This is a genomic window from uncultured Pontibacter sp. (assembly GCF_947502515.1).
Classification (GTDB): Bacteria; Bacteroidota; Bacteroidia; order Cytophagales; family Hymenobacteraceae; genus Pontibacter.
Genome location: NZ_CANNAI010000003.1, coordinates 362195 through 384668, shown reverse-complemented (window position 1 = coordinate 384668; position 22474 = coordinate 362195). Strand labels below are relative to the sequence as shown.

Genomic DNA, 22474 nt, shown 5'->3' with positions numbered 1-22474 from the left:
AATCAGGAACAATTATGGCGAATAACAATACTCCGGTTATAGTGTTGGCAGGTGGAACAGGCGATCTTGGCGGGCGCATTGCCAGGTCCCTGTTAGAGAAGGGGGCGCAAGTGCGGGCGTTGGTCCGACCTAAGAGTGATGCGGATAAAGTAGACTCTTTAAGCAGGCTGGGTGCTATCATTTGTGAGGTAGACTACCATGATGCTGCTGCACTGGCCAGAGCCTGTGAAGGAGCAAATTGTGTGGTTTCTGCCCTTTCGGGGTTGCATTATGTCATGGTAGGTATACAGACTTTACTGCTAAGAGCTGCTGTAGCGGCCGGTGTGCCTCGCTTTATACCTTCTGATTTTGCCATTGATTTCACAAAGCTCCCTTCTGGTAATAACCGCAACCTGGACCTCCGAAAAGAATTCAAAGAACACCTGGACAAAGCCCCCATAGCTGCTACTTCTATCCTGAACGGTATGTTTACTGATTTGCTGACTGGGCAGGCGCCGGTTGTGCTCTTTCCAATAAAGCGGATCATGTATTATGGTGACCCGAACCAGCTCATGGATTTTACCACCATTCAAAACACTGCCGAGTATACTGCTGCTGCGGCTCTTGATCCCTCCACACCACGCTACTTACGTATTGCCGGCGATGTGCTGAGTGCAAACGGTTTGAGAGAGGCCGCCACCAGGGCTACCGGAGAAGAATTCAGTTTGCTGCGGGTTGGCAGAGTGGGTTTGCTGAGTGCTATCATAAAAGTTACCAAAGCACTTACACCATCTAGCAAGGAGGTCTTTCCGGCCTGGCAAGGCATGCAGTATATGCGTGACATGTTCACAGGGCTTCCTAAACTCGAGCCGCTCGATAATGACCGCTACCCTGAGATTAAATGGACCAGTGTAGCAGAAGTGCTGGCTACAAGGAAATGAGCCCAATTGCATGCGGATTTAAAGTAAACAAAAGCGGCAGCCCATACAGGCTGCCGCTTTTGTTTACAAGGTATAGCACGAAGGCTTAGTACCCAAATACTTCCTCTAGTGATAGTTGCTTCACTTTGCCGTATTTCTCCAGCTCTTTGAAGTTCAGTCTGTCTTTTGAACCGATTACCAGAATTGCCTGTGGCTGGCCGCTCACATATTTCTTCTGGAAGGCCTGCAGTTGGTCGAAGGTCAGGCTGTTGGCGCTTTCATACACGTCTTTGCGGATGTCATAGTCCAGACCGAGGCGCTTGGCACGTTCGTAGTCGAACAGGATAGAAGACTTGGTGATGCGCTCTGAAGAAATGCTGTTGCGCAGCGAAGCTTTCGCTAGCTCGAAATTCTGATCGGCTAGTGGCATGTTTGTCAGGAGCTCCTGCATACCTGCCATCGCCTCTGGCAACTTATCTGACTGCGTACCAATGTACGACATGATGTAGTTCGAGCGGTCTTTCTTTGCAGCAGTGCTGTAGCTGGAGTAAGCTGAGTAGGCGAGTGCTTTTGACTCACGCAGTTCCTGGAACACGATTGAGCTCATACCTGCACCGAAGTATTGGTTGTACAAGCGGATGGTCGGCACCATGGCTTTGTTAAAGGCATCTGCTTTCGTCAGGAACATCAACTCAGCCTGCACCATGTTGTAATCCACCCAGTATACCATTGGCTGCTTAATGTCTAGCTCAGCGTATACCTTCTCAGCCGGCACCGGCTTCAGTTTGGCTGGCACAATGTGGCCGGCATTGAGCGTCGCTACCAGTTTGTCGGTTTCACGTGGGCCATAGTACAGCACGCGGTGCTCATAAGTCGGGATACTCTTGATGAGGTTCACCAGTTCCTGTGGCTTCACAGCCTTCAGTTCTTTCTCAGAAAGCACTGATGTGAAAGGATTTTTAGGGCCGTACTTGGCGTAGTTCACTAGCGCCTGGTTCAGAATCACGCCTTTGTTCAGCTTTGCGTCATTGCGGGCTTTCAGCATTCCCTGTACCATATCATCCAATGCTTTCTGGTCTGCTTTCGGATTCTGCAGTACGCTCTCAAACAGGGCCAGCGCCGGCTCAAAGTTCTCGTCAAGGCCAGAGAGCGACACGTATACCTGGTCGCCTGAAGCAGACACGTTGAAAGAAGTGCCCAACTTGTAGAACTCCTTCTTCAGCTCTTCTGCTGTATACTTGTCGTTGCCCAGGAACTTGAGGTAGTTCACAGCCATACCTAACTTCGGATCGTTGTCGCTGCCCATATCCAGGATGTAATACATCTGGAACAGACCGTTCTCGTTGTTCTTGGTGTATAGCAGCGGAATGTTATTTTTCAGCTTGGCCTCTTTGATATCTGTCTTGTAGTCTACAAACACCGGCGAAAGTTCAGAAGGACCTTTGGCCATGAACTCACTGTAGTAAGCTGACTGCGCCTCACGGTTCACTGGTACCGGTGTGATGCTTGGCTTTTCTACTTTAAGGCTAGCGGCGTTCTTGTCGGTGCGCTTGTATACCTGCACGTAGTTGTTGTTGAGGTATTTGTTGGCTACTGCCATCACATCCTGCTTGGTGATCTTCGCAAATTGCTCTGGACGGTTCACGTAGTCAGCCCACGGAATGTCATATATAAAGGCCGTCACGAAAGCATCGGCACGGTCTGAGTTGCGCTCGTAGGCACGCATCAGGCTGATCTTGTTGTCATTGATAATAGCTGGAATCAGGTCGTCGTCAAACTTGCCCTGCTTCACCAGCTCCACTTGTGCCAGAAGCAAATCTTTAACCTGGTCCAGTGTCTGACCCTGACGTGGCGAGCCACCCAAGCGGAACACAGAGTAGTCTTTCATCTGGTTATCATAGCCATAGGCCTGCAGTACTTTCTGCTGCTGGTTCAGGTTGAGGTCGATCAGGCCGGCCTGTCCGTTGTAGAGGATGGCGCTGATCATGCTTAGCACCTGCGCATCGCGTGAGCTCATACCCGGGAAGCGGTAAGCGATCGAAATGTTCTCTGCGCTCGGACCAGTCACTTCTTTGATGATTGGCTGTGCAATCGGCTTTTCCTGTGCTACCGTGAAGGTAGGGGCCGTGCTAGGCTTCAGTTTGCCGAAGTGCTCGTCGATCATGCGGATCGTTTGGTCAAAATCAATGTCTCCGCTCAGCGCGATGGCCATGTTGTTCGGTACATAGTAGGCATCAAAGTATTTCTTGATCTCTGTGATCGAAGGGTTTTTGAGGTGCTCGATTGTACCGATGGTAGTCTGTGTGCCGTACTGGTGCGTTGGGAACATCGCCGCATTCAGCGTCTCCATCACTTTCCAGCCGTCGTTGTCGAGGGTACGGTTCTTCTCTTCGTATACCGCCTCCAACTCCGTGTGGAACAGGCGCGGCACTAGCTCGCCGAAACGGTGTGCTTCTAAAGCCACCCAGCGCTCCAACTGGTTGCTCGGAACGTCATTGGTATAAACTGTCTGCTCTACTGAGGTATAGGCGTTGGTTCCTTTGGCGCCAATTGCACCCAGGATCTTGTCATACTCGTTGGCCACGGCGTAAGTGGCTGCCACACCCGAGATGGAGTCGATCTGGTGGTAGATTTTTTTGCGCTGCGCAGGGTCGGTGGTATTGCGATGTTGCTCATACAGCGCCTCGATTTTGTCCAGTTCTGCTTTTTCTTTTTGCCAATCCTGTGTGCCAAGCTGGCTGGTGCCTTTGAATACCATGTGCTCGAGGTAGTGGGCCAGGCCGGTTGCATCGGCTGGGTCGTTCTTGCTGCCGGCGCGTACCGCTATAAAAGTCTGCACACGCGGCGCATCTTCATAATCCGTCAGGTATACCTTCAGGCCATTACGCAAGGTATAGACGCGGGCGTTGAGCGGGTCGTTTGGAACGGTTTCGTAGGTATAATCTGTCAGCGCATCTTTGCTCGCAGCAGTAGCTGTGGTTTCGCCGGCTGACTGGGTTTGATACGTTTCGTTCTTGCATTGTGTGAGCGAGAGCGCCGACGCAACCAGAAACAGCGATAATCCTTTTTTCATGGGTTTTCAGTTAGGATACAGTTATAGGGTACAGTAACACAAAAAAGGCTAAGTCACGAAGTTTCCAAGAAGAAAACCTCATGACCCACCTTGTGTTTTAATTAGAACTTTACAAATATAAAATTTTTCCTGAATTAGAAGTCAGTATCAAGACCGAAGCGCTGCTTCAAATCGACGAGCACCGGATATTTCTCGGCCAGGTAGTTGAATTTGTCCTGTGAAGTGTAAAGTTTTCTTTCGTCCTGTACCTCTATTACTTCAGCTCTCAGCTTGATGCTGCGGTTACCAGTCTGTGCTTTCAGTTCGCGGAGTATCTCCGGGCGTAGGCTGGTGAACTGGTCCATCATCACATGATTCTCCAGGTGCAGGACGATCTCGTTATCTTCCCCGATGTGAAACTGGCGGTTAAGCAAGGTATACTCCATCATGTTTTCCGCCTTCTTGCGGCGGAGGATCGCATGCCATACAGTGTTCAACCGGGCTTGATCAAGTGGTGTGGCGACCCCGTAGCCTACTTCTTCCTCTTCTTCCGCTACAGCCACATCGGCCACTGCTGCAGGTGGATTCTGCAGGTCCTTCAGGCTAGGCAGTTTGCCCAGTTTCTTTTGAGGTGGTACAGGTATAGACGGACGCTTTGCGACTGGCTCCGGAGCTGCCTGTGCCTGAGGCGGTGTCAGGTGGGCGTCTGGTGTGACCTGCTGCGGCTTAGGTGGCTGCTGCAAATCCTGCGAAGGCACGTGGCCCTGCTGGTGCGGCTGCTGCAAGCCAACGGAAGGTATACCGCCACTGCCTTGCATGGCCGCCGATGGCACCGTGCCGGTAGCTGGCTGCTGCATCGCCGCCGAAGGTATAGCCGGGGCACCTGCTGGCTTGGTAGCGGCTGGTGCCGGGGCTGCTACCTTAGCTTTTTTTAACTCAGCTCCTTCCTGTGCAAAACTAAAGGCCGCGTTCAAATGCGCCATCTTCATCAGGCACAGCTCCACATGCAGACGCTGATTCTTGCTGCTCTTGTAATTGGTGTCGCAGGTGCTCACCAGGTTCAGCCCTGAAAGCAGGAACGACACGGACGACTTCTGCGATTGTTCGGCATATTTCGCTTTGATATTATCCGACACCTCCAGCAATTGTACCGTCTGCGGGTCTTTGCAAACCAGCAGGCTGCGGAAATGCTCGCCTATACCGATCAGGAAATTGTGCGAGTCGAAACCGTTCTTCAGAATCTCATCGAACAACAGCAGCGAACCCGAAAGGTTCTGCTCCAGCAGGTGGTCGGTGAGTCGGAAGTAGTAATCGTAATCCAGGATGTGCAGGTTCTCGACCGTTGCCTTGTAAGTCACGTTGCTGCCCGAGAAGGTTACCATCTGGTCGAAGATCGACAAAGCATCGCGCAGTGCACCGTCGGCTTTCTGCGAGATCAGGTGCAATGCATCGGGTTCTGCCTGTATACTTTCCTTTTGAGCGATATTACCCAGGTGGCGCACCATGTCCTCGATCCGGATCCGGTTGAAGTCGAAGATCTGGCAGCGCGACAGAATGGTCGGAATGATCTTGTGGCGTTCCGTGGTCGCCAGTATAAAAATGGCATAGGCAGGCGGCTCCTCCAGCGTCTTCAAAAAAGCATTGAAAGCCTGGTTCGAGAGCATGTGCACCTCATCTATGATGTAGATTTTGTACTTGCCGGTTTGAGGAGCGTAGCGCACCTGCTCCACCAGGTTTCGGATGTCCTCCACAGAGTTGTTAGAGGCAGCATCGAGTTCGTGTATGTTGAACGAACTGTTGCTGTTAAAGCTGCGGCACGATTCGCACTCGTTGCAGGCTTCCACCTCCGGGGTGATGTTCTGGCAGTTAATGGTCTTTGCCAGGATACGGGCACAGGTTGTTTTACCCACACCACGCGGCCCACAGAACAAAAATGCCTGCGCCAGATGATGGCTGCTAATCGCATTCTTGAGTGTGTTAGTGATATGGTGCTGCCCTACCACGCTATCGAACGTGGACGGACGGTATTTACGCGCTGATACTACAAAATTTTCCATTACTACAAAGATAATCAATCTGAAGCTCAGATGGGAGAGCTTTTTATCCAGTAGTTTTCCAAGGGGTTATCCACAAAGTTTGTATTGGTGGCGCGCCTGCAATTCTACAATGTGATATCATATAGCGACTTAGTTTATTTATTTATAATATAAAAAATTTTATATGTTTACTTTTCTCCTACTTTATTCTTTTCAGAATGCCCTCATAATAGTGTTTGAAAGTTTAATGTAAATTAAGTATAATATAATATAAATATATTCATAGTTACTTTAAGTGGCAATGATTCCTGTTTTATTGTGTATAAATGCTTTACTTTTAATAAGTTAATATTTTGATATAAAATATATTAAATAATATATAACATTTGTTATAGTATTCGTAGGTGTATTTTACATATCTAAATCTATCTCTAAACTTTAATGAAACACTATTATGAAGAAAACTTTACAGAAAAGTATGAGGCTCGCCATGATTATGGTCATGCTTCTAGGCGCTACACTATCCTACGGGCAGGGCAAAGGAAAACCTGAAAAGAAACCACTGCCAGCAGCTGCGTTGGAGCACATCAAGAAGAACAAGCAGAAGCTGGAGTTGGAAGACGCTGATATAGCCGAGCTAGAGGTAAGCAGTGTGTCGGATAGCAAAAAGAAAGGCTTGAAGCACTACTATGTAAAACAGCTGCACCAGGGTATAGAAATATCCGGAGCGATCTCTACCATTAGTCTTGATCAAAATGAAAATGTGGTAGCAGTCGGCAAAGGCTTTAAAAAGGGATTGGCTAAACAAGCCATGCGAGCCAAAACGATGCAATCACCTATGAGTGCAGAGCAAGCGGTAGCTGCTGCGGCTGGCTACCTGAAAACTCCGCTCAGAGGTTCGTTAACTGTAATCGAAAGAGGGGAGGGGGATAACAAAGAAGTTCTGTTTTCAAATGGCGGAATTTCATTAGAGTCTATACCTGCCAAGTTAGTATACCAGCCTATGGAAGATGGCAGCCTGAGACTAGCCTGGGAAGTGTCGATTTATGAACTGGATGCTCAAAACTGGTGGAACATTAGAATGGATGCCAACACAGGTGAAGTCTTAGATAAAGACAACATGGTGGTGCACTGCCAGTTTGAGAACGATGGCCCGGGTGGTAAGTTTATGCACGACGAGCATAGCCACGCTCTGATGTCGCCTTATGTGGCTGCACCGGCAGCAAAAGCAGCTAGTGGCTATAATGTGTTCCCAATGCCAATTGAGAGCCCTTCTCACGGTCCGCGAGAATTTGTAAGCACATCAGTAGCTGATCAGGTGGCTTCTCCTAATGGCTGGCATTACCTGCCTGTGGCTCCGGGTTTAGATACCAGAACACGCGGTAACAACGTGTTTGCTTATGAAGACCCGAATAACAACAACAACTACACTACAAACTATAGCCCTGACGGCGGACCTGAACTCAACTTCGACTTCCCGATCGATTTTAACCAGGCTCCTGTAACTTATCGCGATGCCGCCATCACCAACCTGTTTTATTGGAACAACATCATTCACGATGTGTGGTACCAGTATGGCTTCGACGAAGAAAGTGGTAACTTCCAGTACGACAACTTTGGCAGAGGAGGCGCTCAAAGCGACCCAGTGTTAGCCGAAGCGCAGGACAATCGTAATGGTACTTCGCGTAACAATGCCAACTTTGCAACCGGCGCCGATGGGTTTGCCCCACGCATGCAGATGTACCTTTGGTCTAGCCCGCCGGATGCCGATATGTTCCGGGTAACAGCACCTGGCGATATTGCCGGCTCTTACCCTGCTATACAAGCTGCCTTTGGTCCGAGACTTAACAGCACTCCTCTTACGGGCAGACTAGTGCTTTACAACGATGGCAGTGCTATACCTGCCGAAGGTTGTGCCCCTGCCACAAACGCTGCCGCTATTGCCGGTAATATCGCTGTGGTATACAGAGGAACCTGCAGTTTTGTAAACAAAGTGCAGTTCGCGCAGGCTGCCGGTGCCATTGCAGTTATTGTGATCAACAACGCACCGGGTGCTCCGATCATTATGGGAGGTGACCCAACCGAGCCAATCAACATTCCTTCTGTTATGGTTAGCGACGTGACAGGTGCAGCCATAAGAGCACGCTTAGATGCAAACCAGGAAGTAACGGTAACGCTTAAAGACGATGGACGCCCAGAACTGGACGGTGACTTTGACAACGGCATTATTGTACACGAGTATGGCCACGGTATCTCTAACCGATTGACAGGTGGACGTTTGGTAGCAAACTGCCTGAACAATGCAGAACAAATGGGCGAAGGCTGGAGCGACTGGTTTGGCCTGATGATGACCATGAGACCAGGAGACACAGGCCCTAAGAAGCGTGGTATTGGTACCTATGCACAGGGGCAGGCAACTGACGGAAATGGTATACGACCTGCACCATATTCCACAGATTTCGGCATCAACCCGCATACCTATGAGTCTACCAACAATGCGGCCATCAGCCAGCCACACGGTATAGGCTTTGTGTGGTCAACAATGCTCTGGGACATGACTTGGGCGCTGATCGACAAGTATGGCTTTGACGAGGACATCTACCATGGTACAGGAGGTAACAACATGGCGATGCAACTAGTGATCGATGGTCTGAAAATGCAGCCTTGCCGTCCTGGCTTCGTAGATGGTCGCGATGCGATTCTGTTGGCTGACCAGTTAAACAATAGTGGTGCCAATCAGGAACTGATCTGGAGAGCTTTTGCTAAGAGAGGTTTGGGTTACAGTGCAAGCCAGGGCTTAAACACAAACAGATTTGACCAAGTGGAAGCCTTTGACCTGCCTCCGGTATACGCATGTGATGCACCGACTATCACAGTGCAGAAGTCTAGCAATGTATACACAGGTGGCGATGCAAACACTATCTTCCTGGGTTATGGTGCACAGAGTGTGATGCTGCAGGCAAACGGTGATCTTTCGTTCAGCTATACCTGGAGCCCTGCTGACGGTCTTAGCGATCCGAACATTGCAAACCCTGTATTCACTCCAACAGAGGCAGGTACTTATACCTTCACGGTTACTGCTGTAAACGATAACGGATGTACACGCACAGCCTCAGTTACCATCAACGTAATTGAAGTACGTGAAACGCCTGGCAACAGTAGAAATACGAAGGTAATCATTTGTCATAACGGTAAAGCCACTGTGGTGGCACATGCTGCTGTAGCAGCTCACCTACAGCACGGTGACAACCTGGGAGATTGCGGTATGGCTGTTACAAGTACTGCTGCCATCACAGGTGAAACAGTTAGCGCAGAGAGAATGTCCCTGCGTGCTGTACCTAACCCGTTCGGTGCCAAAACTGACATCGGCTTCACGCTGACGCAAGACGGCAGCTATAAGCTGGAAGTGCTGGATATGCGAGGTGCTGTAGTAGCAGTACTGGCACAGAGCACTGGCAGAGCGGGTGAGCATAAAACTTACCAGTTCGAGAAAGGCAAGCTGGCAGGTGGTATGTACATCGCCAGACTGGTGACAGATGAAGGTGTGTCCTTTATCCGAATTGTGATGCAAAAATAATGCGTGTTTAACTATCCTAACGAGGCGGGGCCGGTGATTCATTTCGCCGGCCTTTGCTTTTTAGGTATAGATTGTAAGAGGCTCCACTGTAGCACCTCCTCCAGCGGCTCAAACCGCCCTTTGATCTTAGTAGGGATTTATCAAATCAGATCTTGACTTGCTATACCTGATCCCTATACCTACCGCACTGCTTCGTAACCGCCAGGTATACCTTTCTTGGATAGCACCATCTGCCACAACTGGTTGTTTCGTGCACGAAAAGAGCCTGCGCTAGAGAGCAGGTAGTAAGTCCACATGCGGTAGAACCGTTCGCCATACTCTCCCTGCAACTCTGGCCAGTGCTGGTTGAAGTTGTGGTGCCATGCCATGAGGGTTCGGTCATAGTCAGGGCCGAAGTTGTGTTTGTCTTCCACCACAAAGATGTGTTCCATAGCACTAGTGAGCTGCTGCAGCGATGGGATCAGGCAGTTCAGGAAAATGTACTTGTCGATGAACGGGTCGGGGGAGGTCTTGGAAAAGTTGACGCCGATGGTATGCAGCAGGAACAGACCATCATCCTTAAGGCAACGGGCAGCCGTTTGCATATAGGTACGGTGGTTACGGAGGCCCACATGCTCAGCCATACCTATGGATACCACATGGTCAAACTGCTCCCGCACATCGCGGTAGTCCTGTAGCCGGATCTCGATGGGCAGTCCTTTGCAAAGTTCCCGTGCCAGCGCAGCTTGCTCCCGCGACACGGTAACTCCCACTACTTCCACACCATAGCGTTCAGCCGCATACCTGGCGAAGCTTCCCCAGCCACAGCCAATGTCAAGCACCCGCTGTCCTGGCTGCAGCCGTAGTTTGCGGCAGACGAGGTCGAGTTTATGTTCCTGTGCCTGGTCCAGATTGTCAGCCTCTTTCCAGTAAGCACAGCTGTAGACCAGGCGCTTGTCAAGCATGCGCTGGTACAGACCGTTGCCGATGTCGTAGTGGCGTTGGGCATTACGTGCCGCTCTTCCTCTGGCCTGCAGGTTCAGCGCCTTTGCCAGCAGCACTTCCAGCACAGTCCTCCACCCAAAGCGAGCTCTCTTGTATAGGTCGGCCCGCATTACTTTGTTCACAAATTCGTCTATCCGAGCGCAGTCCCACCAGCTGTCCATGTAGGCCTCACCCAGGCCCAGGGAGCCCTGGCTAAGCACCCGTTTGTAGAAGCGATCATCATGCACCTGGAGGTCCCAGGGATCAGGACCATTGACCTTGATATTGGCTGTAGCCAGCATAGCAGTCACCTGCTGCTGTAAAGAGGAGCTTTTCATAAGGCAGGAGTATTTGGAGTGCTGTATATACTCGTTTGCCTATGAACGAAAGAGAAAGTAAATGGTTAATAATGAGTGTGCTGTGCTAGAAAGTAAGGGTGAAGACGGAACCTGCGCCTTCCTGCGACTCGACTTGAATGGAGCCTTTGTGCAGCAGCATGATGTGCTTGGCCAGGCTGAGGCCTATACCTGAGCCATCTTTGTGAGACGTGAAGAACGGAATGAAAATGCTTTCCATCAGCTCTTCGGGTATACCTGTTCCATTATCCCGCACTTTGATGTACACCTTGCCATTTTCCAACTCACCGGCAGTAAGCCATACCTGTGGTTCCGGCACCTCTTTTACAGCGCGTGCCGCATTCAGGATGAGGTTGATCAGCACCTGCTCCAGCAAATTCACATCGCCGTTCAGGGTCAGGTCAGGCGAGGACACCTGGCAGCTGAGGGCTATACCTTGTTCATCCAGACGCGGACGCATAAGCGCATCAATGCTATTGAGCAACTCCTTCACATAAACAGTGGTCAGCAGGATCTGCTGCGACTTGTTGAGGTTGCGGTAGAAGTGGGCAAAGCGTAGCAGGCCTTCGCTTCGCTTCTTGATGATGGAGATGCCTTCTTCCGTATCCTGCAGCAGCTCATGGTTTGGCAGAAGCTGTCCCTGTGCTTCCTGCTCTTCGCGCTCCGCCTGCAGGTGCTTGCCCAGCGAGTCGGCCAGGGAAGCAATGGGCGCCACCGAGTTCATGATCTCGTGCGTCATCACACGAAGCAGTTTCTGCCAAGCTTCGGTTTCAGTTTCGTCCACGGCAGAACTCACGTTTTTGATCGCGACGAGTGTAAGGGGGTGCCTTTGCAAGGTAAAAGCTGTGGCGGAGAGGAGAAGCTGGGTGCTGCCCTGTGGCAGCTTTTGCTTCAGCAGTTTGTTCTCGCCGGGCTGCAGCTCCAGGATCGCCTCCAGTAGCTGCGGGTAGCGACGCTCCAGGTTATCGAGGCTTTTGAGGTGGGGTATACCCAGAATGTTCTTGAAAGCATCGTTCACCCACTCCACCTGGCCCTCTTCATCATAAGCCATGATGCCGGTGTCGATGAGCTGCAGGATGGTCTGCATGTACTGAAACTGCGCCTCCTTCTCGATTTCCAGCTGCTTAAAGGTATGGCTGATCTGATTGAAGGCCTGGTGAAGCGGCCGTAGCGAGTGATTGGAAGGGTTCTCGTTAAACTGCTGCGTAAAGTCCCGCTGCCTGACTGCCTGCAGAAACTTAGCCATTTCATAATTGCTTCGGGTCACATAGTTGGCTAGTTCCCATACCTGCGCCAGCATCACCAGAATGCCGGAACCAACCTGCAGCCAGGTGAACTGCACCAGGTATAGCGAGGTCAGCAGCATCATGCCCAGCAGCAGGGTGAACCGGATCAGGAGGCCAAATTCGAGGCGCTTAAATTTCATGCTTGTTCAGGCGGCGGTATAGCGCAGTGCGGGTAAGGCCGAGTTCCTTGGCTGATTTAGAGATATTGCCTTTGTTCTTCTCGATCACACGGCGGATCGTTTCCCGCTCGATCTCGCTGAGCGGCAACTGCTGATCAAACACCAGTGCACCGGCAGGTATGGTTTGTGGTGTATCAAACTCCATGGCCGAGAAGCTGAAGTCCTGCGGTTGCAGCACATTGCCCTCGGCCATGATGATGGCCCGCTCCACGGCGTGTTGCAGCTCACGGATGTTGCCTGGCCAGGCGTGCTGTCGTAGTTTCTTGAGCGTGGCAGGATCAAACGAAGGTATAGCCTTATGATTTTTAGGTGCATAGTAAGCAGCAAAGTGCTGCGCCAGCAGTTCCACATCGGCGCCGCGTTCACGCAGTGGTGGCAGTAGGATCTCGACCGTGTTAATGCGGTAGATCAAGTCTTTGCGAAACTGGTTCTGGGCCGCCAACTGGTAAATGGGCGCATTGGTCGCTGTGATCAGTCGGATATCGACAGGTATAGGCTGGTTAGAACCCAAGGGTGTTACCTGCCGGTTTTGCAGCACCGTGAGCAGCTTGGCCTGCATGGGCAGCGAAATATTACCGATCTCATCCAGAAACAGCGTACCGCCGTTGGCCGCTTCAAAGCGACCAATGCGGTCTTCTTTGGCGTCGGTAAAGGCTCCTTTCTTATACCCGAACAGCTCACTCTCAAACAGTGAATCGGTTAGGGCACCTACATCTACACTCACAAAAGGCTTGTCGGCCCGAAAGGACTTCTGGTGCAGGGCCTGTGCTACCAGCTCTTTGCCGGTACCGTTTTCGCCCAGTATCAATACATTGGCTTCTGTAGGCGCTATCTTGTCGATCTTATACAGTACCTCCCGTATGGCGTCCGATTCGCCTAGTATAGGGGTGGTGCTATCTGTTTTACGCTTCGAAGGCTGGCCTTTCTGTTTCAACTGCTTGGACTCCAGAGCGTGGTGCAGTGTCTCGAGCAGTTTATCGTTATGCCAGGGCTTTACAATAAAATCATAGGCGCCTTCTTTGAGGGAGCGCACCGCCAGTTCTACATCGCCATAGGCCGTGATCAGAATCACAGTCGCATTCGGGTCTTGCTGCAATATCTGGCGCAGCCAGTAGATGCCCTCGTTACCGGTATGCAAGGCGCTTTTGAAGTTCATGTCCAGGAAGATGACGTCAAAACGCTCTTTATCCAGCAGCTTCACCAGGTTCTCCGGGTTCTTCTCGGTCACCACTTCCTTCACTTCGGTCTTCAAAAGCATTTTCATGGCGAAGAGCACATCTGCCTCATCGTCGACTACCAATACCCGTCCGTTTTTAACTGCAGCCATATGCAAAAGTTAAATTTCAATTCGAAGATAATTAGTATTTCGCAATTTTACCTTAGGTAAAATCAATTTTTTGTGTCCTTCATGATGTGTTGCGAAAGCGCACAGGTGTATCGTCGGAAAGTGTATCAGAAGCGGACACCCTGTTGCTGATGTTTCCGTGTATTTGGCTTAAAATCAATAGTTTGTGATTATGGCATTTTTATTTCTTACTTATTCAGAGATACTCCACGGAAATATATGCTGCTTGGTATTCTGAAGAAAGAACTTGACGAGATAATAGGAAAAACTATGCTGAAGAACTATCTCAAAATGGCTTACCGCAACCTGCTGCGGCACAAAGGTTTCTCCCTGATCAATGTCTCAGGACTTGCCCTGGGTATGACCTGTAGCATCCTGATTCTGCTGTGGGTGAAGGATGAGTTAAGTTTTGACCGTTTTCATACCAATGTGGATCAGCTATACCGGGTGATGGGCAGGCAGCATTACCCTGGCTCCGATGACCTGACGACAGAGTCCGGACCGGGCAGGTTGGGGCTGGCCATGCAACAGGAACTTCCGGAGGTGCAGCATGCCGTTCGTGTGACCTGGGATCAGGAAAATCTGTTCAGCTATGAAGAGAAGGCAATAAAGGGAAAAGGCTACTATGCCGACTCCACCTTCTTTCAGGTATTCTCTTTCCCGCTGCTGCACGGCGACGCAGCACAAGTACTCATGCAACCCAAGTCAGTAGTCATCAGCGATAGCCTGGCCCGAAAATTATTCGGAACCACCGAGGTGGTAGGCAACATGGTGAAGCTGAATAATGTCGAAAGCTATACCGTATCGGGCGTGATGCACGCAGTGCCGAAAAACTCTTCCCTTCAGTTTGACTATATCATGCCTTTTGTGGATTACGAAGCGCAACATAGTTGGATCAATGAATGGGGCAACTACTCCATACGGACCTATGTGCAGCTACAGCCTGGGGTTGATGTCGAAGCTTTCAACGACAAGATCAAGCTCTTCCTAAAACAGGGCGATAAAGGTACCCGTGATACAGACTTGTTTGCACAGCCTGTAAAAGATATTCGCCTGTACTCCGACTTTCGGAAAGGGAAAACAGAGAGCGGGGTGATCATGTATGTCAGGCTCTTTTCGGTAGTGGCTGTTTTCCTGCTGCTGATCGCCTGCATCAATTTTATGAACCTGGCCACGGCACGGTCTGCCAAGCGGGCAAAGGAGGTAGGCGTTCGCAAAGCCATAGGCGCCAGCAAAGGCTCACTGGTGCGGCAGTTTATGATCGAATCAGTGCTGATCGCTTTTCTGGCACTCTTTATAGCCGCCAACCTGACAGGCATGCTGGTGCCGGCTTTTAATGAAATCACAGGAAAGGCTGTAGTTTTTGATCTGACCGACCCTGAAATTATCCTCCTGCTCATAGGAGTTGCTTTGTTCACTGGCATTGTGTCGGGCAGCTATCCGGCCTTCTTCCTATCCTCCTTCGATCCGGTAGTGGTGCTCAAAGGCACGGTGAAGCTCAACGATCGTGTTACCCTCTTCCGCAAAGGGCTGGTGGTGTTTCAGTTCATGCTGTCGGCATTGCTGATCGTGTGTACGCTGGTCGTATACCTGCAACTGCATTTCATTCGCACCAAAGACATCGGTTTACAGCGCGAAAACGTGGTGCTCATACCTATAGAAGGACAGATAAGAGACCGCCTCGAAATTATAAAACAAGACATGCTGAAAATAAATGGTGTTTCGGCAGTAGCGGCATCAGACCAAAACCCACTGTGGATGGGCTCTAACACGGGCGATGTGGAGTGGAAGGGGAAGGAGCCCGGAGCAGATGTGCTGATAGATTTTATGCACGTGGACTACGGCTTAATTGAGGCCATGGGTATGAGACTAAAGGAAGGAAGAACCTTCTCAAAGGACTTTGGCGCAGACACTGCCAACTATGTCATAAACGAAGAGGCGGTCCGGCTGATGCAGATGAGTGAGCCAGTGGGCCAGTGGCTTAAGTTGTGGGGTGTGGAAGGACGCATTATTGGCGTGATCGAGAATTTCCAATCCAGGAGAATGCAGGTTGGTGCTGCTCCTCTTATCATCAAGCTTGATCCGGATAACGTCAGCTACCTGTATGCCAGGGTAGAGCCCGGAAACACATCAAGTGCGCTTGCCGGCATCGAAGGAGTGTTGCAAAAGTATAATCCGGCTTTCCCTTTTGAATATCACTTCCTGGATGATGTTTTTGAACGCATATACAAGAGTGAGGTCATCATCGCAAAGCTGACCAATTATTTTGCAGGTATAGCCATCGTCATTTCCTGCCTCGGTCTTTTTGGACTGGCGCTGTTTACAGCTGAGCAGCGCAAAAAAGAGATCGGTGTGCGCAAGGTGCTGGGTGCGTCAGTGTCGGGTATCGTGTTCATGCTTAGCAAAGACTTCCTGAAACTGGTGCTCATCGCCAATGTTATTGCGCTGCCTTTGACTTGGTACATGATGAACTCCTGGCTCAGCGATTATGCCCACCGTACCGAACTAAGCTGGTGGATCTTCGCATCAGCCTTTGCTGCCACCATCATCATCGCCATGCTCACACTCAGTTTCCACGCCATCAAAACAGCCATGGCCGACCCGATCGGTTCGCTGCGGACGGAGTAGGTCATTAAAGTAAAATCAAGCCAAAAGTATAAAATAACTCTATGAAAAAGTACCTCCTATTGCTGGTGTTGCTGACAAGTTTTGTCGCGAAAGCTCAGGTTCCTAACACGCTGTCTGCTACTGATAAAGTATACGGGCTGTCGAAGTTCTGGCAGGAAGCAAACTATAACTTCGTATACCTGGATAAGGTAGATCGGACCAAGTGGGACAATGCCTACCGCGAAGCGATTACCAAAGTACAAAACACCAGTAACGATTACGAGTACTACCGTGAGTTGCAGAAGTTCTGTGCTCTGCTCAACGACGGTCACACCAACATCTATTTCCCGAAAAGTGTAGATACCCTGCTATACAACGACATGTTTGGCAAGTACAGGATCTTCCTGAGCAACATCGATAACAAAGCCATTGTGACGCGGACCAACCTCAGCATAAAAGATGAGGTGCCGGTGGGCAGTGAGATAATTGAGGTAAACGGACAACCGACAGCGGATTATCTGAAGCAGCACGTGTTGCCTTATATTTCCTCGTCTACGGATTATGTGCTAATGGATTGGGCTGTTAGTAATATGCTGAAAGGCCTGAAAGGGGAAAAGTATGACATCACCTACAGAACCCCGAAAGGGAAGGTGAAGGCGTTGACACTCACGCATGCCAAAACTGCCGAGAAGGAAGTATTCCCTTCCGTTGAAAAGCGGGAACTGCTGACCCTGAAGTGGTACCCGGACCAGACTGCTTACCTGGCCCTGAATGGCTTCCATGATCCGAAGATAAATGAGCTGTTCCTGGAGAAGCTGCCTGAGCTGCGCAAAGCGAAAGCCCTGATAATAGACCTGCGCTCTAACGGTGGTGGTTCTACATCCATAGGCCGTGAGATTCTCGATTACCTGAGCCCCGATACGCTGCTGTTCGGTTCGAAAAACTCCACACGCCAGCACCTGGCCAGCTTTAAGGCATGGGGTGCATTTACAGCTCCAAAAGATACAGTTAATAATGCCTGGGCTGCTAAATCGTTGAACGCTTTCCAGGACAGGTTGATGCATGAGTTTGACTATAGTCCGGCCCAGAATAAAGTAAAACAGAGCGAGAAGGTAATTGTGCCCACCGCTATACTCATCGGGCATAATACAGCCTCTGCCGCCGAAGATTTTCTCATCTACGCCGATAACCAGAAGCACATGACCAAAATTGGTGAGAACTCCTTTGGAAGCACAGGCCAACCTTTTATGTTCGAGCTGCCTGGGGGAGGAGGTGCCAGGATCTGTACGAAGAAAGACACATATCCTGACGGCCGTGAGTTTGTAGGCTATGGCGTAAAACCCGACATAGAAGTAAAAAGGACGCTGCAGGATTACATCCAGAAGAAGGATCCAGTGCTGGAGCGTGCCCTGAAGCACCTGAAAAGTCAAAAATTAGCCGCTAAGTAAACCCTAAATCCCAAAATAAAACTTAATGAAAAGCTTACCAAAGTACGCGCTGGCCCTGATGCTGGCTGCAGGTACATCCGCGTGTTATGCTCAGCAAGTAAAAGAGCTACCAGGTATAAAATCGAATGTAGAAACCATCACCTATGTGCTGAATGGTACCGAAAGGCACGCTGACTGGAAAATATCACCGGAGCAGAAGCCAGATCGACTGTCCGTAGAGTGCAATCAAAAAGTGACTAAAGTAGCCTTCGTTACAGATGTGGATTCGATCACTTTTAATGTAAAAGTTGGCGACACCATACAGTTTTATGTGCTGCAAAAAGGAAAGGAAAAAGCGCTGACCGAGATTGTGGGTGTTCCGAAGAATGTGAACTTTACGAAGAAGTACATTCGTGAGCACCAGGGCAAGTTTAGCGTTGAAGTGCCGGAAGTGCATGAACTGGCGAACATCCTGGTGGCAATCTCTAGCATAGGGCAGCAGGACTCCAACATGGTGGATATGACTACACCTTACCACAAGGAAGTGATGGCGCATTTTGCACCCTACAAGAACCACCCGATCATGGATGTGGTGAACCGGCATATCACCAAAGTGTTTGACAATGAGAGCTACTGGTACTACTATGCTATGAAAATGAACGCCTGCGCCTATGTATTCGATAAGAAAGGAAGCATCAAAAATGAAGGGATCATCCAGAAAATGGGCTTTAGTAATCAGGATGATCCAATACTGGTTAACCGGGCTTTGATAGAAGACTTCGCCAAAAAATCGAACTTCCGGGAGTTTTACAAACAGCATCAGCCATACTACAACGAGCTTATGCAAACGTACCGCACCCAAAACCCGATCGTGCAGCAGCAGGAGTGGCTGGAAAAAATGTTTGGGTTTAAGTATGGCAATTACCGGGTTACTTTCTCGCCGTTGGTAGGTGGCGCTCATTCCACTATGGGTTTTGAAGATAATGGCTTTAACCAGACGGTCATGTTTGTGAAGAGGGCAGACCTTAATCCGAAGTATAACGAAAAGGTAAACGAGATGCGAAACACGCGTGTAGTGTTCACCGAGATAGACCACAACTTCGTGAACCCGACATCAGATAAGTATACGAAGCAGATAAACGAGATTTTTGCAGACAGAGCAAAGTGGGTAGTGGAAAGTAATGGTACCAGCGCCTATGGCTCGCCTTATAACGTGTTCAATGAGTACATGACCTGGGGCATCTATTCTCTTTATTGCCTGGACAAGTTCTCTGCTGAAGACAACGCCACTTTTATACCTATAATGGAACACCAGATGGAGCAGAAGAGAGGCTTTATCCGCTTTGGAGACTTTAACCAAAAACTGATCTCGCTCTACAAGGAAAATCCACAGATAAGCATAGACGAACTATACACTAACCTGCTGGACTGGAGCAAAGACGTGCAAGCAAAACTTTAACGAGGTAAACTGATTCATCCATAATGGAAAACACCATTGTTTGCTTTATGGTAGGCTATGGCAATGATACCCGCATGTGTAGTTCCCGGTAAAGCAACTGTAATAGTCCCAATCACATCTTGTTTCTAGGTATACGATGATCAAAGCCAGTAACCAGCCCTGCAAGCAACCAGCTTGCAGGGCTTTTTTTATGTGAATTGCAACTGTTGATAGCAGCGTCCAAACGATGAATTTGCAGGAAACAGGCTGTCTCATAAGCGCACAGATGTATCAGGTGCATGTGTATCGAAAGCGAACAGGTATAAAAATGGGTTCTGCTTAATACATTGATTTTCAGCTAATTAACTTTTTGGCATTGATCTTTCTTATACGCTTTCAACAGGCTGGCAGATATTAAGTTGAGACCAGGCTAGCAGGTGAGAGAAAGAAACAACATCAATTAAAAGCGAAATAAAAAATCATCTATAACACATTATAAAGTGCAAAATAAACCTATGAAAAAGTTATCATCAATCCTGTTTTTGTTGTTCGTGTTGGCCATACCTGCCCTAGCGCAGCAGAAGTACAAAGGCCTGCCTGTAATCAAAGCCAACACCGCCAAAGCCGACTATAAGATTGGCAAGGAGTGGACAAGAGGCACCTGGAGCATTATGCCGGAGCTTTCGCCTGATGTGCTGCTGGTGCCGGTGCACAACAAGAAAACCTATGTGATGTTCCGCACCGATCTGGACTCTATTTCTTTCCAGGTGAAGCCGGGCAAATCGTACCAGTTCTATGTGCAGCTCAACGAAAAAGACTACGCCCTGACAGAGTTTAAAGGCTACGGCCACGAAGCCCTGAAATTCAACAAGGCGCAGGAGGTGTCGGGCTATACCTTCCTGTACGAGCAAAATCAGAATAACGAGTTTCTGCAGACGCTACGCAAGCAGTACCAGTTGGATGCGATTGTAGCTGGTGCTAAAAACGACACGGACAAGGCGCTGCGCATTGTGAATTGGGTACACCGCCAGTGGAAGCATGATGGCATGAACGAACCAAGCAGCCCGGACGCCCTGACCATTCTGGCTGAGGTGAAAGAAGGCAAGAACTTTCGCTGCGTGGAATATGGTATTGTAACAACTGCGGCCCTAAACGCGATTGGCCTGCCAGCCCGCACCATGGGTTTGAAAATGAAGGAAGTTGAAACCATTGAGTATGGAGCCGGTCACGTGGTGCTGGAGGTGTACTTGCCGGACCTGAAAAAATGGGTGATGCTCGACGGGCAGTTTGATGTAATGCCGGTGCTCAACAACGTGCCACTTAACGCAGTAGAGTTTCAGCAGGCCATTGCCACCAATTACGAAGCGCTGGAAATCAGAAGCCTTTCAGGCACTTCTAAGAGCAAGTATGTGAGCTGGGTATACCCTTACCTGTACTACTTTGACGTGAAGTTCGACAACCGCGAAGGTATAGCCCTGCAGCGTGAAAAGATTGACGGAAAATCTTCACTGATGCTGGTACCTGCCAGTGCTAACATCCCGAAGGTGTTCCAGGTGAAGTACCCGATGGAATACCTTAAGTACACGCACTCCCTGATTGACCTGTACGGAGCGCCTAAAATGACAAAGCAAGAGATGCTGACAGTAAAGTAAAAGGCTGCGCACTCATGAAACCTAGAACCAGTTAATTGTGTTCTATACACAGAAAACAGATAGAAGTATGCCGCAAATTACTTACATTTGTGGCATACTTCTTGAAGTATACATCGTAGGAATACGACGTTCTTTAACTTATGGGGATGACTGGAATTGACAGCTTGTGCAGATTGCGTGTAAGCATGTCGGGTGATGAACGTACCACCTGTTAAAAATCCGTTCGAACAATAACTGGCGAATATAACTACGCCATGGCTGCTTAATCTAGGTATTAAGCACTAGCCATAGTCTCGTGCAGGTTTCGTGAATCTGCTTGCACATACGAGGCTTCGACTCGATTTACTAGTCTGTGTAAGGGTGCGGTGCACAGGCGAAATAAAGCATCTAAGGAGTGCGCATAAGTTTGACTTATACTTGCAAGCTCCCGACAATTCGAATAAGTCTAAGCATGTAGAAGGCCCGTCGATTTCCTTGTCTGGACCAGGGTTCGAATCCCTGCATCTCCACAATCCTAAGCAGAAAGCCCCGCTGGTTTATAACCAGCGGGGCTTTTTTTGTTTCCTCTGTACAGGGCATCTCCAGCCTTGTTAGGTGTCTTTCTATACCAATAGGCATATGCCTTTTTAGCTCTGTTGTTGCTCAGGATCAATGTAAACCGGGACTGCACCGGATAGGATCGCTTGTAACTAAAGCGCAGGTATAGAAGCACGCCCTGGACGCCCATAAACCTTCTGGCATGGTCTTTTATGGAGCAGATCCCCAAATGTTCGTTGGAACCTGTTATTTTGGTGCTGCTGTTCATGATACGAATATATGACCATCTCCCATGATATTAGCCTAAACGATACAAGAGAAGGCTCGTCTGATTGGTATAGGCACAGGATGCTTTGATTAGAGCTGATCTGCGTTCCGCGTAATGGGAAATTGCATTAACCGGTTTTTGATTTATGAAAGTATTGTTCTTAGAAGACGAGCCCAAAGTAGTCTCTCTTGTTAAAAGAGGGCTTGAGGGTGAGGGAATTGAATTTGCGGTGGCGATGGATGGCTTTACGGCTGTAAAGATGGCCGGGCTGAACCAATACGACCTGATCATACTCGATGTAATGGTGCCCGGCATGAGCGGACTGGAGGTTTGTAAAAGCATCCGGGATGCAGACCCCGATACGCCAATTCTCATTTTATCTGCCTTGGGTTCTACACAGGATATAGTGGCTGGCTTTAACAATTTGGCTGATGACTACATGGTGAAGCCTTTCAACCTGGCTGAGCTTCGGGCACGCATGCAGAGCCTCGTGAGAAGATCGGGCAGAAGTATGGTGCAGCAGAATGTGATGACCATAGCGGACTTAAGCGTTAACCTCGACACAATGGAGGTGACCCGCAGCAATAAGGTCATTGCGCTTACTGTGCGGGAGTTCAAACTGCTGGAGTACCTGATCAAGAACAAACGCAAGGTGCTGCCACGGCTGGACATTCTGGAGCATGTATGGGGGGCTGACTTCGATATGGGCACCAATGTGGTGGATGTGTATATCAACTACCTCCGCAAGAAGATAGACAAAGACTTTAGCCCGCGCCTGATCCACACGGTGGTAGGCGTAGGCTATGTGATGAGGACGCAGTAGTATGAGATTACAGTATTCGCTGATCGTTT

Annotated in this window: 12 protein-coding genes and 1 other RNA gene; 8 read left to right on the top strand and 5 right to left on the bottom strand. The window is 49.5% G+C overall.

The window, feature by feature from the left end; all coding sequences use genetic code 11:
- Positions 1–14: 14 nt before the first annotated feature.
- On the top strand, positions 15–920 hold the full coding sequence (locus tag Q1A54_RS10770) for an aromatic alcohol reductase (RefSeq protein ID WP_299987648.1): 906 nt from the start codon (positions 15–17) through the stop codon (positions 918–920).
- Between the two features lie 85 nt (positions 921–1005).
- Here Q1A54_RS10770 and Q1A54_RS10765 read toward each other — a convergent pair whose 3' ends face one another.
- Both Q1A54_RS10765 and Q1A54_RS10760 read right to left on the bottom strand, forming a co-directional pair.
- Entirely contained in the window at positions 1006–3972 is a 2967-nt protein-coding gene (locus Q1A54_RS10765; RefSeq protein ID WP_299987612.1) for a M16 family metallopeptidase, read from the bottom strand.
- 134 nt (positions 3973–4106) lie between these two features.
- Positions 4107–6008, bottom strand: a complete 1902-nt coding sequence (locus tag Q1A54_RS10760) for a DNA polymerase III subunit gamma/tau (RefSeq protein ID WP_299987609.1) — start codon at positions 6006–6008, stop codon at positions 4107–4109.
- 433 nt (positions 6009–6441) lie between these two features.
- On the opposite strand from Q1A54_RS10760, the gene Q1A54_RS10755 reads away from it, so the two are divergent.
- On the top strand, positions 6442–9564 hold the full coding sequence (locus tag Q1A54_RS10755) for a T9SS-dependent M36 family metallopeptidase (protein ID WP_299987606.1): 3123 nt from the start codon (positions 6442–6444) through the stop codon (positions 9562–9564).
- Between the two features lie 179 nt (positions 9565–9743).
- Here Q1A54_RS10755 and cfa read toward each other — a convergent pair whose 3' ends face one another.
- The 3 genes from cfa to Q1A54_RS10740 form a co-directional block, all read right to left on the bottom strand.
- Positions 9744–10865 (bottom strand): cyclopropane fatty acyl phospholipid synthase, encoded by a 1122-nt coding sequence (cfa, locus tag Q1A54_RS10750; RefSeq protein WP_299987603.1) that lies wholly within the window; start codon positions 10863–10865, stop codon positions 9744–9746.
- A gap of 85 nt (positions 10866–10950) precedes the next feature.
- Positions 10951–12309, bottom strand: coding sequence for an ATP-binding protein (locus Q1A54_RS10745; protein WP_299987600.1), 1359 nt, complete (start codon positions 12307–12309; stop codon positions 10951–10953).
- Positions 12299–13675 carry a sigma-54 dependent transcriptional regulator gene (locus Q1A54_RS10740; RefSeq protein ID WP_299987598.1) on the bottom strand — a complete coding sequence of 459 codons (1377 nt, stop codon included), beginning with the start codon at positions 13673–13675 and terminating at the stop codon, positions 12299–12301. The genes Q1A54_RS10745 and Q1A54_RS10740 overlap by 11 nt, the downstream gene beginning before the upstream one ends.
- A gap of 288 nt (positions 13676–13963) precedes the next feature.
- Between Q1A54_RS10740 and Q1A54_RS10735 the strand changes: the two genes are divergently transcribed.
- The 6 genes from Q1A54_RS10735 (at position 13964) to Q1A54_RS10710 (ending at position 22445) form a co-directional block, all read left to right on the top strand.
- Positions 13964–16321 carry an ABC transporter permease gene (locus Q1A54_RS10735; RefSeq protein WP_299987595.1) on the top strand — a complete coding sequence of 786 codons (2358 nt, stop codon included), beginning with the start codon at positions 13964–13966 and terminating at the stop codon, positions 16319–16321.
- Positions 16322–16362: 41 nt separating this feature from the next.
- Entirely contained in the window at positions 16363–17748 is a 1386-nt protein-coding gene (locus Q1A54_RS10730; RefSeq protein WP_299987593.1) for a S41 family peptidase, read from the top strand.
- Between the two features lie 25 nt (positions 17749–17773).
- Positions 17774–19186, top strand: a complete 1413-nt coding sequence (locus Q1A54_RS10725; RefSeq protein WP_299987590.1) for a DUF4932 domain-containing protein — start codon at positions 17774–17776, stop codon at positions 19184–19186.
- 494 nt (positions 19187–19680) lie between these two features.
- Complete coding sequence (locus tag Q1A54_RS10720) at positions 19681–20817, top strand: transglutaminase-like domain-containing protein (RefSeq protein ID WP_299987587.1); 1137 nt, start codon at positions 19681–19683, stop codon at positions 20815–20817.
- Between the two features lie 142 nt (positions 20818–20959).
- Positions 20960–21329, top strand: a transfer-messenger RNA (tmRNA) gene (gene ssrA / locus Q1A54_RS10715).
- 438 nt (positions 21330–21767) lie between these two features.
- Complete coding sequence (locus tag Q1A54_RS10710; protein ID WP_299987584.1) at positions 21768–22445, top strand: response regulator transcription factor; 678 nt, start codon at positions 21768–21770, stop codon at positions 22443–22445.
- Positions 22446–22474: the final 29 nt, after the last annotated feature.

What these genes read in the sequence shown, in the direction of transcription:
- Q1A54_RS10770 (WP_299987648.1), top strand. Translation starts at nt 15, where the DNA reads ATGGCGAATAACAATACTCCGGTTATAGTGTTGGCAGGTGGAACAGGC.
- Q1A54_RS10765 (WP_299987612.1), bottom strand. Translation starts at nt 3,972, where the DNA reads ATGAAAAAAGGATTATCGCTGTTTCTGGTTGCGTCGGCGCTCTCGCTC.
- Q1A54_RS10760 (WP_299987609.1), bottom strand. Translation starts at nt 6,008, where the DNA reads ATGGAAAATTTTGTAGTATCAGCGCGTAAATACCGTCCGTCCACGTTC.
- Q1A54_RS10755 (WP_299987606.1), top strand. Translation starts at nt 6,442, where the DNA reads ATGAAGAAAACTTTACAGAAAAGTATGAGGCTCGCCATGATTATGGTC.
- cfa (WP_299987603.1), bottom strand. Translation starts at nt 10,865, where the DNA reads ATGAAAAGCTCCTCTTTACAGCAGCAGGTGACTGCTATGCTGGCTACA.
- Q1A54_RS10745 (WP_299987600.1), bottom strand. Translation starts at nt 12,309, where the DNA reads ATGAAATTTAAGCGCCTCGAATTTGGCCTCCTGATCCGGTTCACCCTG.
- Q1A54_RS10740 (WP_299987598.1), bottom strand. Translation starts at nt 13,675, where the DNA reads ATGGCTGCAGTTAAAAACGGACGGGTATTGGTAGTCGACGATGAGGCA.
- Q1A54_RS10735 (WP_299987595.1), top strand. Translation starts at nt 13,964, where the DNA reads ATGCTGAAGAACTATCTCAAAATGGCTTACCGCAACCTGCTGCGGCAC.
- Q1A54_RS10730 (WP_299987593.1), top strand. Translation starts at nt 16,363, where the DNA reads ATGAAAAAGTACCTCCTATTGCTGGTGTTGCTGACAAGTTTTGTCGCG.
- Q1A54_RS10725 (WP_299987590.1), top strand. Translation starts at nt 17,774, where the DNA reads ATGAAAAGCTTACCAAAGTACGCGCTGGCCCTGATGCTGGCTGCAGGT.
- Q1A54_RS10720 (WP_299987587.1), top strand. Translation starts at nt 19,681, where the DNA reads ATGAAAAAGTTATCATCAATCCTGTTTTTGTTGTTCGTGTTGGCCATA.
- Q1A54_RS10710 (WP_299987584.1), top strand. Translation starts at nt 21,768, where the DNA reads ATGAAAGTATTGTTCTTAGAAGACGAGCCCAAAGTAGTCTCTCTTGTT.